At 70.2% G+C, this 12,858-nt stretch carries 9 protein-coding genes; 4 read left to right on the plus strand and 5 right to left on the minus strand.

Annotation, left to right across the window (positions count from 1 at the left end):
- The first annotated feature begins 662 nt into the window (after positions 1–662).
- Entirely contained in the window at positions 663–1,478 is an 816-nt protein-coding gene (locus ACIRR9_RS14725) for an SAM-dependent methyltransferase (protein ID WP_403751196.1), read from the plus strand.
- 349 nt (positions 1,479–1,827) lie between these two features.
- Here ACIRR9_RS14725 and ACIRR9_RS14730 read toward each other — a convergent pair whose 3' ends face one another.
- The 3 genes from ACIRR9_RS14730 to ACIRR9_RS14740 form a co-directional block, all read right to left on the minus strand.
- On the minus strand, positions 1,828–4,500 hold the full coding sequence (locus ACIRR9_RS14730; protein WP_403751198.1) for a lectin: 2,673 nt from the start codon (positions 4,498–4,500) through the stop codon (positions 1,828–1,830).
- On the minus strand, positions 4,493–5,554 hold the full coding sequence (locus ACIRR9_RS14735) for a hypothetical protein (RefSeq protein WP_403751200.1): 1,062 nt from the start codon (positions 5,552–5,554) through the stop codon (positions 4,493–4,495). The genes ACIRR9_RS14730 and ACIRR9_RS14735 overlap by 8 nt, the downstream gene beginning before the upstream one ends.
- A 263-nt stretch (positions 5,555–5,817) precedes the next feature.
- Positions 5,818–6,885 carry a S1 family peptidase gene (locus tag ACIRR9_RS14740; protein ID WP_403751202.1) on the minus strand — a complete coding sequence of 356 codons (1,068 nt, stop codon included), beginning with the start codon at positions 6,883–6,885 and terminating at the stop codon, positions 5,818–5,820.
- 464 nt (positions 6,886–7,349) lie between these two features.
- Here ACIRR9_RS14740 and ACIRR9_RS14745 point away from each other — a divergent pair, with 464 nt between their 5' ends.
- On the plus strand, positions 7,350–8,678 hold the full coding sequence (locus tag ACIRR9_RS14745) for an alkaline phosphatase family protein (RefSeq protein ID WP_403751204.1): 1,329 nt from the start codon (positions 7,350–7,352) through the stop codon (positions 8,676–8,678).
- A 7-nt stretch (positions 8,679–8,685) separates the two neighbouring features.
- On the opposite strand, the gene ACIRR9_RS14750 is transcribed toward ACIRR9_RS14745, so the two are convergent.
- The gene (locus ACIRR9_RS14750; RefSeq protein WP_403751206.1) at positions 8,686–9,867 is read right to left on the minus strand and encodes a hypothetical protein; all 1,182 of its coding nucleotides are present in this window, start codon (positions 9,865–9,867) and stop codon (positions 8,686–8,688) included.
- 291 nt (positions 9,868–10,158) lie between these two features.
- A complete protein-coding gene (locus tag ACIRR9_RS14755; RefSeq protein WP_403751208.1) occupies positions 10,159–10,548 on the minus strand; it encodes a hypothetical protein in 390 nt (129 codons plus the stop codon).
- Here ACIRR9_RS14755 and ACIRR9_RS14760 point away from each other — a divergent pair.
- The gene (locus tag ACIRR9_RS14760; RefSeq protein ID WP_403751210.1) at positions 10,540–11,121 is read left to right on the plus strand and encodes a hypothetical protein; all 582 of its coding nucleotides are present in this window, start codon (positions 10,540–10,542) and stop codon (positions 11,119–11,121) included. The two genes, ACIRR9_RS14755 and ACIRR9_RS14760, sit on opposite strands and share 9 nt — an antisense overlap.
- An 89-nt stretch (positions 11,122–11,210) precedes the next feature.
- The gene (locus tag ACIRR9_RS14765; protein WP_403751212.1) at positions 11,211–12,587 is read left to right on the plus strand and encodes an FAD-binding oxidoreductase; all 1,377 of its coding nucleotides are present in this window, start codon (positions 11,211–11,213) and stop codon (positions 12,585–12,587) included.
- Positions 12,588–12,858: the final 271 nt, after the last annotated feature.

The raw sequence follows: 12,858 nt of genomic DNA on the forward strand, positions 1-12,858 counted from the left end.
CCGGGGGGTCTGGGGGGGGGGGGTTGGTTTTGGTGTGGGGTTGCGTGTTCTGGGTGGGCGGGTGGGGGGGGGGGGTTGTGTTTGGGGGGGTGGGGGGCGCGCGCCCGCCCCCCCCCCCCCCCCCACCACTGTAAGGAAAAAAGGGGCACTACCAGTTGAGCTGAGCTACAGCCACAAGTGACCGCCGGGCCTCGAACCCGGATCTCCGCTTCTCCGCGAAGTCCCCGGTCGCGAACCGGCAGGGCCTACACCCAACTCCTGAGCAGGTGAGGGCTGTATCGGGCAGCTCCAGAGAGCGTCAGGTCCCTTTGTCGGCGCGCCCAGACCTTCTGGGCCAGCCAGTCCGGCCACTTGACGAGGGTTCACCGCCGGGCGGCTCAGCCTTCGGTGCCAGGTCGCCGTTGGCTGCCGGCTCGCGGGCCCGCTCTTCCCCCGGAAGGGTGCACGACCTTCCCCAGGGTGAGCCGAGTTCCGCATCAGCCGGTCGGCCGGGAGCGGATCATGAGGACGCCTGGTGGATCTCATCGTCCTCCGCCCTACCTGTTCCGGGGCGCGACGGTGGCGGTGTACGGCAGAATGACGCCCACCGATGTGCCAGAGCGCAGCCGTGACCGCAAGTGCCCTGTTTCACGCGGTCCTTGGGCGTGCGAGGAGAGGAAGACGTGAGCGAGAACCAGAGCGCCACCGCCGGAGTGCAGCGACTCGACACCGGGACGGCGCACAACGCTCGCGTGTGGAACTACTGGCAGGGCGGCAAGGACAACTACGAGGTCGACCAGCAGGTAGGCGATCACGTTGCCGGCATGATCCCCGTCATCCGCGACATCGCGCGCGCCGACCGGCAGTTCCTTGGCCGCGCCGTGCGCTGTCTGGCAGAGGAACACGGCATCCGTCAGTTCCTCGACATCGGCACCGGCCTGCCGGCCTTGGAGAACACCCACGAGATCGCCCAGCGGATCGCCCCCGAGTCGCGGATCGTGTACGTCGACAATGACCCCATCGTGCTCGCGCACGCCCGCGCCCTGCTGACCAGTGCCCCGGAAGGCGCCACCGACTACATCGACGCCGATGTGCACGACCCGGACACCATTCTGCGCATCTCCGGACGGACACTCGACTTCACCAAGCCCACCGCGCTCATGCTGCTCGGCATCCTCAACTTCGTCCTTGACGCTGACGAGGCGCGGGCCATCGCACGTCGGCTCGTGGAGGCGCTGCCCCCCGGCAGCTTCCTCGTACTGACGCATCCCACCACGGAGCCCGAACTCGGCGGCGACCTCCAGCTGGAGGCGATGGAGTTCTGGAACGCCAACGCCAAACCGCCGGTCACCGCCCGCAGCAGCGAGGAGGTCGCCCAGTACTTCGACGGGCTCACGCTCCTGGAGCCCGGGCTCGTGTCCTGCTCGCTGTGGCGGCCGCAGCCCGGCGAAGAGCCCACGGTCGTACCCCAGCTGGGAGCCGTGGCGCTGAAGCCGTGATCTCTCGCTTCACCTCGCTGCCGCGCACACTCACCGGCAGGCCCGCCCCTCGTTCCTGACGCCGACCTCGCTACCTACCGCCCGGTGGGACATCTTGGGGCTGGTCGACGCCGACGCCGTTGACGTGCGAAGGCACCCGGATGCGTATGGCGACGGCGTACGACTTGGAGCCCTGCTGCCGAACGGCTCCGGCTCCCGGTGACGAAATGTCACCGGGAGCCGGAGCCGGTGGCGGGGGTGGGATTTGAATCGGCCCGCGCGGCAGCGGTTCCGGGGTCGGCCATCGCGGCACAACGCCGGAACCACTGACACCACACCTGGTGTTCCATTGGCGCTTCTTCACCGTGCGTCAGCCGGACGACGGAACCGTCCAGCGCTGGCCGACGCCGCCCGTACAGGTGGCGATGGTCAGTTGGGTCTTGTCGGTGGCACCGTTGCTCGTATCGGTGAGGCAGAGGCCGGAGACCGGGTTGACGATCTCGCCGGACGAGTTCGCCTGCCACTGCTCGGCCTGGGTGCCGTTGCAGGTGTGCAATTGGACCTTCGTGCCGGAGGTGGTCGCGCCACCCGTCACGTCCAGGCAGTCGTTCAGCACCTGGAGGGTGCCGTCCGGGACGACCTTCCAGGTCTGCGCGGTGGTGCCGTTGCAGGTGTAGATCTGGATGGCGGTGCCGTTCGAGGTGCCCGAGCCGGCGTCGTCGGCGCACTTGCCGGTGGCGGTCTCGGTGAGCGTGCCGCTGGGCTGTGCCACTCCGGTGCCCGGGGTGCCGTCGTAGGACGGCGGCGCAGCGGAAGCGGCGGCGGCCCACGAGGTGTTGGCGGACGAGGAGAGGGTGAAGTCCAGCTCCGCGGAGCCGCTGAGGTACGAGGCCGGTACGTACGCCTTGTTCCAGGAGCCGCCGTTGAGGCTCAGCGACTGGACGTACGGCGAACCGTCCGCCGCCGCCGGGGCGTTGACGGTGAGCGTGTGTCCGCTGCCCGTCGTGACGACCGCCGAGGTGAACATCGGGCTGCCGAGGGCCAGGTCGGCGGTGCCCGGGATCTCCGGGTAGAGGCCGAGGGCGGACCACACGTACCAGGCGCTCATCTCGCCGAGGTCGTCGTTGCCGGGCAGGCCGCCGGCGGTGTTCGTCCAGAGCTGGTCCTGGACGGCCCGTACGGTGGACTGTGCCTTGTACGGCTGTCCGACCCAGTCGTACTCCCAAGGGAGCCCGATACTGGGCTCGTTGCCCATGTTGGACTGGGTGCCGATGACACTGCCCAGGCCCTGGTAGCCGCCGAGCACGCTGTCCAGGTACGACGCCAGGGACGAGGTGCCGCCCTCCAGCGACGCCAGCTTGGCGAGGTTGAAGGGGATCATCGGCGTGTAGGTGAACGCGTCGCCCTCGGCGAAGTCGTTGGCCGAGGTTCCGGTGATCAGCTTGGCGTTGAAGCCGTCCATCCAGCGGCCGTTGGAGTGCTGGGGCTGGATGTAGCCGGAGGAGGGGTTGTAGATGTTCTCCCAGTCCTGTGCCCGGTCCTGGAACTTCTTCTGCGTGGCGGTGTCGCCGAGCGCGCCCGCGAACACCGAGAGCGCGAAGTCGTCGGTGTCGTACTCCAGTTGGGTGGACGTCGTGGCGTACTCGTGGCAGCAGCCGTAGAGCGAGTTGGTGGGCAGGTAGCCGAAGGAGTCCAGGTAGGTCACGCCGGGGGTGACGTCGGTGTTCGTCGTCTGCTCCTTGACCATGGCGGTCAGGGCCGTCGACGTGTCGAAGTTCCGGGCACCGAAGGCGTAGTAGGCGGCCAGCAGCGGTACGGCGGAGTCGCCCACCATGATGTGCGTCTCGGCGGTCTCCATGCCCCACTTGGTGAGCGTGCCGCCCTGCTGGTAGTCGTCGACCACTGACTGCGCCATGTCGGACGCGGCCGACGGGTCGAGCAGCGCCGTGAGCTGGGCCTGTGAGCGGTAGGTGTCCCAGGTGGAGAAGTCGGCGTACTTCGCCGAGTGGCCGCTGCCCACCGTGTGCACCGCGCCGTCGAAGCCCCGGTACGAGCCGTCCGCGTCGCTGATGACCGACGGGAAGAGCGAGGCGTGGTAGAGCGCGGTGTAGAAGACGTTCTGCTGGTCCGAGGTGCCGCCGGTGACGGCGATCTTCGACAGCTCGGCGCTCCATGCCGACGCCGCCGCCGACTTGACGGCCGCGAAGGTCTTGCCGGTCACCTCGGCGTCCCGGTTGGCCGCGGCCTCCGCCACCGAGGTGTAGGAGATGCCGACGCGGGCCTCCACCGTCCTGCTGCTCGTGGTGTCGAACGTCAGGTACTCGCCGCCGGTGAAGGTGCCGGTGGCGGTGAAGGGGTGGTCGAAGGTGACCGCGTAGTAGAGCGTGATCGGGGTGGTGTCCTCGCAGAAGCCGGTGCTGGTGATCGACCCGGTCACCGTGTTGCCGCCGGACAGGCCGAGCGTCGAGGAGGCGTACGGCGTCTGGGTGTCCTGCACCTTGAGAAGCAGGCTCGCCTGGGTGGAGGACGGGAAGGTGAACTGGCCGATGCCGGCATGCGTGCTGGTGGTCAGCGCGACGCCGGTGCTGTTGCCCAGGCCGACGGAGTAGGAGCCGGGCGAGGCCGTCTCGGCGGAGTGCGCGAAGGACTCGGTGGTCGAGGCGGGGTCCGAGCCGAGCGAGCCGACCACGGGCAGGATCGGCAGGTCCCCGGCCGCGTCGCAGCCGACCCCGGAGACATGGGTGAGGCTGAAGCCCGAGACGGCCGAGTCGGCGTAGTTGTAGCCGCCGCCCTTGGGGCGTGACGAGGTGTCGGGCGACCACTGCAGCATGCCGTGCGGCACGTCCGCGCCCGGGAAGGTGTTCCCGGCGCTGAAGTCGCCGTTGCCGCCGGTGCCGATGTACGGGTTGACCAGCGGCACGGGGTCGGTCGCGGCCACCGCCCCCGCCGCGCCAACCAGTTGGCCGGACACGGCGAGCGCGAGGGCCGCGGCACCCGTGGTCAGGACACGCAGGAGCGCGTGCGGGCGCCGGGCGTCAGCCACGGAGCAGTACGTCGCTGAGGACGCCGTTGGCCGGGGCGGTGATCCAGTCCGAGGAGATGTACGAGGCCCCGTCGGCGGCGAGCAGGGCGACCCGGGCCTGGGCGTCGGCCAGTGAGGGCGCGGAGGAGCTCAGCGCGGGCGAGACGTCGTAGGCGTCGGTGACGACCGTCAGATAGTGGTTGGTGTTGTACCACTCGGTGTTGCCGTCGCCGACCCAGGCGGCCGCGTCCGCGTCGAACACCACGAACCAGGGGCGCAGCGTGGTGTCGCTGTAGCGGGTGCGCGGGTCGACGGCCTGGGCGCCGAGGACGCTCGGGAAGACCGCCGCCTGGCTGATGTTCCCCGCGGCGGCGAGGTCCTTGAGGTGCTGGGCGTAGACCACGTCCGACCACGAGGAGGCGGAGCTGACGGCCTGCTCGAAGGTGCCGGGGATGATCTCCACGATCGCGTGGCCGGCGAGCGAGCCGTAGTTCGCCCAGTTGTTGGCCTTCGCGGCGGTGTCGAGATCCGCGTACCGCGAGCCGTCGCTCTTGGTGAGCAGGTCGGCGGGCGTGTAGAGGACGCTGCCGAGGTGCGCCTTGACGTAGGTGTCGAACGTGGTCGGCGTCATGCCGAGGGTGCTGTAGAACCCGTTCTTCATCTCGATCTTGACCATCAGCGGGTGGCTCGTGGGGTGGGCCTGGAGCCAGATCCGGATGTCGTCGAGGCAGCTGTCGAGGTTCTGGTTGCGGTCGCCGGTGTAGAGGTCGGCGGCCGTGCTCGCCTGCACGCAGTTGTTGCTGCTGCCGAGCGGGTTGCTGTGACTCACGTTCCACTTGCCCGTGAACACGTTGTGCCAGGTGTCGAGTTCGACCAGGGAGGTGCCGGTGTCCAGGGCGTTGGCCAGGTAGGTGTACGTGGACCCGTCGTCGTACGTGTTGTGGATGCCCGTGCCGGAGACCCCGGCCAGCGTCTGCCCGCCGACGTCGTCGGCGTGTGCGGCGGGCATCGCCACCGCACCGAGCAGGAGGGCCGAGGCCGTCAGAAGTGCGGCCCGAATTCTTCGGCGGATCATGAGCATGCCAGATCCCTTCATGGTGCTCGGTGGTCGCGCAGAGCCTAGAGGGGGCGGATGGACATCCGCTACGCCCGGGTAACAAGTTGTCGTCGGCACCCTGAATCCCTGCGCTGAAGCGGCAGTTGAAGGGAGGCTGCCGGGGACCGCTCGGCGGAGACGGCGTACCGGGCGTCTGCCGTCGGCTGTGCCTGTCGTAGCCTCCGAAAGGCAGGGGCAGCCGCTCACCGAAGTGAGCGACCGCCCTTGGCGGTTCCGGTGGCCTACGGGATCGTCGCCCCCTCCGCGCTCAGCGCCGCCGTCACCGGCTGGAAGAACGTCTCGCCGCCCGAACTGCAGTCACCGCTGCCGCCCGAGGTCAGTCCGATCGCCAAGCCGCCGTCGAAGAGGGCGCCGCCGCTGTCGCCGGCCTCGGCGCACACGCTCGTGTCGATCAGGCCGGAGACCGAGCCCTCCGAGTAGTTCACGGTGGCGTCGAGGCCGGTGACCGAGCCGCTGTGCAGGCCGCTGGTGCTGCCGCTGCGCTGGACCGACTCGCCCACGTAGGCGTCGGCGGCCCCGGTGATCTGCTGGGTGCTGCCGTCGTACAGGTCGACCTCGCTGGCGGGGGACGAACCGGAGTCGTCGTACTGCACGAGGGCGTAGTCGGTGCCCGGGAACTGGGAGTCGACGGTCTGGCCGACCTCGGAGCCGTCCTGGCTGTCGGACCAGGTCGAGGAGGCGTTGCCGCAGTGGCCGGCGGTGAGGAAGTAGGGCGCACCGTTCACGGTGACGTTGAAGCCGAGGGAGCAGCGCACCGAGCTGCCCCAGATGGCGTCCCCTCCGGCGATCTTCAGCTTGAAGGGCGAGGCCGTGTGGCGCAGGACGGCTCTGCCGCCGAGCGCCTCGACCGCGGCGTCGAGCCGGGTGCGCTTCGCCCCGGTGACCGTGGGGTCCGCGGTGACCACGACCTTGTCCTGCCGGGGGTCGATCGCCCACGCGGTGCCGGCGATCCGGGCCTGCTTCGTCAAGTCCGCTATGGCTGTGCGCAGTTGGGGGGTGGAGTAGCGCACGACCTTCGGTACGGCGCCGGTGGCGCGGACCTGCGGGGCCGCCGAGGCGTCGGTGATGTCGACCACGAGCCGCCGGGACGCGGCGTCGTAGTAGGAGCCGGCGGCGCGGTTCCCGAGCTGGGCGGCGAGGGTCGCCGCGACCCTGGCCTGGTGGGCCACCTGGGCGGGCGCGGCGGTGGCCGCTCCGGCGCCGGGCAGCAGGACGGCGGTGGCGGCGAGGGCCGCCGCGGCCGTGCCCGCGAGGGTGAGGCGGGCGGTGGATGTCGGACGGTTCGTCACGTGTGGAGCCTCCTGAGGGGGGTGCCCCGTCTGCTCGGCAGGCGGGGCCGGAGGGGTCGGGGAGGGCATGGGAACCAGCCTGATTTGCTGGCGTGATCATGCCAGGATCAGAACGTCGACGAGTATTGCGACGTGCCGCCCGCGGCCACAAGGCGGCTTTCCGGCCGCCTGTCCGGCGTACGCCCACCGTGGCGCCGGAGGCCGACCACGGGCCTGTGACCAGGGGTGTGGTGGCGGATGGTGACCGCTCCACTCGACCTCGGGTCACCCGACACGCTTGTCCGGGTGGCCGGTTGACGCCGATTCCACTTGCGTCAGGGGGCAAGGGTGCCGAAACGCCCGATGCCCTTCGGCCAACTTCGGTTCACAGGAGTGAAAAGACGAGGCAAGGCCGGTTTGCGGATCGCCGCAATGGGGGAATCAGCACGCCGCCGCGACGGTGCGGCGCTCCGGGGAGGCGTGAAATGCCGGAAGACACGGGACAGTTGGCGGCCGTCGAGCACATCGTGGTGCTGATGCTGGAGAACCGCTCGTTCGACCACATGCTTGGCTGGCTCTACACCGACGAGGGGAACGTGTCGCCGTCGAAGCAGCCGTACGAGGGGCTCACCGGCACCGAGTCCAACCCGGACGAGAACGGCAAGAGCGTCACGGTGTTCCGCGTCGACGGCACCGCGGCGGGCGCCTACTTCATGCCCGGCGCGGACCCGGGCGAGGGCTACGAGCCCACCAACAGGCAGCTGTTCGGCACCGCGACGCCCGGCGGCTCGGCGCCGACGAACGACGGTTTCGTCACCGACTACGCCGACACCCTGGTCCTGCGCGCCCGGCAGCACCGGCCGATCTACCCGGGGACGACCTCCGCGGACATCATGGGCTGCTTCACCCCGCAGGCGCTGCCGGTACTGGCCGGTCTGGCGCGGGGGTTCGCGGTGGCCGACCACTGGTTCGCGTCGGCGCCGACCGAGACCCTGCCGAACCGGGCGCTGGCGTGCGCGGGCACCAGCCAGGGCCACATGGACGACGCCACCCACACCTTCACCGTCCCCAGCATCTTCGGCCGGCTCTCCGACCACGGCCTCGACTGGGCGGTGTACGGCTACGACAAGCAGCCCCTGACCCGCGGCAACTTCCCCGACACGGCGCAGGCGCCGGACTCGCACTTCGGCCTGTTCCCCGGCTTCCGGACCGCCGCCGCGGGCGGCACCCTGCCCGCGTTCACCTTCCTGGAGCCCGGCTGGAGCTCCACCGGCAACAGCCAGCACCCCAACTACGACGTCGCCCTGGGCGAACAGCTCATCCTCGACGTCTACCGGGCCCTGCGCGACGGCCCGGCCTGGGCGAGCACCCTGCTGATCATCACCTACGACGAGCACGGCGGCTGCTACGACCATGTGCCGCCCCCCGACGGGGCGGTGCCGCCGGACAGTTCGGCCGGGGAGTTCGGCTTCGGCTTCACCCGCTTCGGTGTGCGGGTGCCCACCGTCCTGGTCTCCCCGCTCATAGAGCCGGGCACGGTCTTCCGTGTGCCCGAAGGCGCTACCCCGCTGGATCACACCTCGGTCCTCAGGACGGTCCAGCAGCGCTGGAACCTGCCCCCGCTCACCGCCCGCGATGCCGCCGCCCCCGGCATCGGCACGGTACTCACCCGCAGCACGCCGAGGACGGACGACCCACTCGCCGGCGTGACCGCCCCGACCTCGACGGGCACCAACCCCGCGGAGCACGAGATCTCGCACCTCGAACAGGTGCAGGCGGATCTGGTCGCCCGCGAACTCATCCCTCGGGGCTGAGGACCGGTCACCTCACACCCAGGGTCGGCGACGGGCCCTGGCCGGTGATGGTCCCGTACCCGTCGTTGTCCAATCCCGTCTCGGTCTGTGACGACCACAGGTGACCGCTGCCGCCGAGCGAGGTGACATCGGCGATCACCTGGGAGTCGACGTCGTCCCGGGGCAGGTCGCCGGCCTGGGCGATGTCGTAGGCGTAGGCGGCCTGCGCGCTGCCCGCGGCGGCCGTCAGCGACGGAGTGGTGGGCGACCAGGGCGAGTCGAGGCTCGTGGCGCCCGCGCCGACGCCGAGCGCCGAACCGCCGAGACTGCCGTCGGCGTCACGGTCCAGGAGGTTGCCGCTGTTCCAGACCGACTGGTGGGCCATCTGGTAGTACGCGTTGGACGGCGTACCCGTGACCGGCCCGGCCACGAAGGCGTTGTCGGCCACGTCGTGCAGGAAGGTCCCGCCGGAGTTCCCGGCCGTGTACCCGCCCTGGTAGTCGTAGACGACGTTGCCGACGAACTGGGTGTCGGCCTTGGCCAGCGGGTTGCGGTTGTGCGCGTTGGCGAAGACGTCGTGGTACCAGGTGAACGGCCCGCCCTCGGTGTGCGCCGCGAACCTCTGCCCGATCGGGTCGGCGACGACCGAGTTCTGCACGGTGATGTCCGTGGCGCCGACGGCGTCGATGTCGTCCCACTTCGCGAACTCCACCGACACATGATCGAAGATCATGTCGCTCGCCTCGGCCAGCGCGACACTCGCCTTGCCACTCGCAGGGTCGAGGGTGCCCTCCCGGAACCGCACGTAACGCACGATGTCGTTCGAGGAGTTGGAGAACGACACCTCGCGGCCGCGCAGACCGATGCCCTGGCCGGGCGCGGTGTCGCCCTCGATGGTGATGTCGGAGGCCACGGACACGGCCGACGAGAGCGTGATGTAGCCGCCCACGTCGAACACGACGGTGCGGTGCGCGGCACTCACCGCGTCGCGGAAGGACCCGCTGCCGGAGTCGTCGAGGTTCGTCACGTGGTACGTCGTCCCACCCGCGCCTCCGGTGGCTCCGGCGCCGTAGCCGACCGCGCCGTCGAACGCCACGGACGCGCCGGCGGCCGAGAAGCCGGGGGCGAGCAGGGCGGTAACGGCCGTGGCCAGGACGGCTGTTGCGGCGGCTGCGGTACGACGTGCGGTACGACGGCTGGGCAGGAACATCTCTTCCTCCGGATCGTCCAGGTCGGCTGTCTCGACGAGCAGTGGCCGACCGCCGCGGAATGGTTGCCGGGTTGCGGACGATTGACGGGCGGGAGATGCGTTGCTGCCGGGTGGAGGCGCGTCGACGTGTTTCCGCGGGCGCGCGACGCGGAGTACGCCGCTGGCCGGCCGCACATCCCTGACGTGCGGTTCCGGCTCGTGATGCGGAGGCCGACGAGCGTTGGGCCCCGATCTCCGCCGGTGCGGCGCACAGCGGTCCTGACGCTCAACCGAACTCGTTCTGATGGAACGTCAGGTCCCTGTGGGAGACGGCCTGTTCGCGCTGGGCCAGGACCGGGCCGGTGATGTGCTCCGGCGCGGGCCCTTTCCGTAGGCGTGTCGGTCGGGCTTTGTCTCCCAGGCTTCGTATGCGCTTGCGCCCAGCTCGGGGAGGAGCTGCTCGATGTGGATCCGACGCTGGTCCAGGGGCTTCTGGAAGTCCTCGTACTGGAAGGCGTCGTCGAAGCCGGTCTCTAATTCGGCATGCGCCGTCGGGTCGCCGGTCAGGAGGACACGGTTCTGGCCGCGGGCGATGATCTCGCCGTCCCGGGTGAGCACGGCGCCGAACGGGCCGCCCCAGTCATGCTCCACCGACTCCGTGGCCGGCCGTACCGCTTCCGCCATGAACTCCTTGTGACCCATGGTGACCTCCACTCCGCACCGGCTCAGGCGTTCCGGTCGATTACGGAAAATTCCGAACTCTTCGCACCCGTCGAGGACATCCAGGACCACTGGGTCGTCGTGTTCCGGTTCGACACCCGTCAACACCTCGACCAGTGGCTGCAGTCGGACGTCCGCAGGAAACTGCTGGACGAGGGGCGTGACTACTTCGCCGGCTACGACGTGTGCAAGATCGCGTCGGCCTTCAGCGGATGGTTCCCCTTCGGTGAAGGGGGACAGGCGGGTGTCCCGCCCGACTGGAAGCAGGCCATGTCGGTTCTTCTCGCGCTCTACCCCACCGTCATGGTGCTCGACCTCACCGTAGGGCGTGTCCTCACACATGCCGGCGTTGCCGGGTGCCTCGGCCTTTTCATCTCGAACGTGCTGAGTGTCGCGATTCTGACCTGGCTTCTGATGCCGCTGGTCGTCAACCGCGCCCTGGCCTTCTGGCTGGCACCCGGCCGACCGCGTTCGCGCCGCACCGACCTGGCGGGGGCGGCCGTCGTGGTGGTGTGTTACGCAGCGCTCCTCGTGGTGTTCGGTCTCACCGTCTGAGGGCTGCGAGGTAGGCTGTAAGGGTCCAAACCGCCCTGGCTGCCCGGGGGTGTGCAGCGGGCCGCGGGTGCCGGGGCAAGGAGTGCCGTATGAGCCGCTACCCGCGGATGCGCGGTCTCGGGGAACTGTCGGTACGGCGGAACGACGCCGGCTACGAAGACATCCGCAGGACCGTCGTGTGGAACGCGCTCACGCCGGCGCGGTTCCCGGACGTCATCGTCCGCGCGGCGTCGGCCGATGACGTCGTGGAAGCGGTGCGCCTCGCCCGGTCCCAGCGGCTCCGGGTCGCCATACGGTCGGGGGGACACAGCTGGTGCGGGTCGTCCCTGCGCGACGGGTGCATGCTCATCGACCTTTCCCGGCTCCGCGGCTGCACCGTCGACCCCGCCTCCGCGACGGCAACGGTCCAGGCCGGCGTCACGGGCCTGCAGCTCACCTCGGAACTCCGCCGTCACGGTCTCGCCTTCCCTACAGGCCACTGCCCGTCCGTCGCCGTCGGCGGATACCTTCTCAGCGGGGGGCTCGGCTGGAATTCCGGTGCCCGCGGGCCGGCGTGCGCCGGTGTCGAGCAGATAGAAGCCGTGACCGCGGCCGGGGAGCCGGTCACCTGCAGCGAGAGCGAGCACAAGGACCTGTTCTGGGCGGCCAGGGGAGCGGGTCCCGGCTTCTTCGCCGCGGTCACCGCTTTCCGCCTCAGGCTGTATCCCCACCCCGGCGCGATCACGAGCACCAGGTGGACCTTCCCCCTCGCGAACCTCACCGAGGTGACGCACTGGGCCACCGAACTGGCCGCTGGGCTGTCCCCGAACGTCGAGCTGGGCTTCTCCCTCGAAACGGCGGGCCCCGGGACGAAGCCGGGCCCCAAAGTGGTGGCTGTCACCGGTACCGCCTTCGCCGCGTCGCGACAGGAAGCCGGCGAGTTCCTCCTGCCGCTGCGCCAGTGTCCCCTGCGCCGGAACTCCCTCTCCCGCCGACTCGACGAGCCGACGACGTTCGAGGCCCTGTACGACTCCTCCGCTGCCATGTGGCCTCCGCGACTGCGCTACGCGGCGGACACCCTGTGGTCGGACGCCGGCTTCCCCGCGCTGCTCGGCGAGCTCGCGGATGTCGTCGACTCGGCTCCCTCGAACAGATCGCTGGTCCTCGCACCGTTCTCGCCGGCCGGCCGTCCGTCGCCGGACATGGCCTTCTCGGTGCTCGGGGAGAGCTATGTCGTTCCCTACGCCGTCTGGGACGACCCCCGCCAGGACGCCGCCAACATCGGCTGGCTGCGGGAAGCGATGCACAAGGTGGAACCCCTCGGGACGGGGCACTACATCGCCGAGGTGGACCTCACCGCGGCATCGTCCCGTGCCCGTCGCTCCTTCACCGCGGACGACTGGCAGCGCCTGGGGAGCCTGAGGACGCGGTACGACCCGGACGGCGTCTTCTGCTCCTACCTGTCACCGGAGGAGACCTCGATGTAGCGCCACCCCTCTGTGCGGATCGTCCTTCGATCCCCCTCTGTCCAGCCGACAAGGCCCCTTGCGGTCGGTCCTGCGCCGGCGCGGCGTACCAGGACGGGGACCAGGACCGCGTCGGCCGGTGCCCGACGACGACCTGACGGTTGAGCGTGCCCTGGTCGGGCGGCACCCCGCACGGCACGCGAGGGCGGTGATCGCCGGCTTCGAGGCGGACGACTCCGGGGGCTGAGAGCCGAGCGCCCGTGGGGCGAGACCGCTCCTCGGCGGTACCCGC

Source organism: Streptomyces sp. NPDC101234 (genome assembly GCF_044767525.1).
Lineage (GTDB): Bacteria > Actinomycetota > Actinomycetes > Streptomycetales > Streptomycetaceae > Streptomyces > Streptomyces sasae.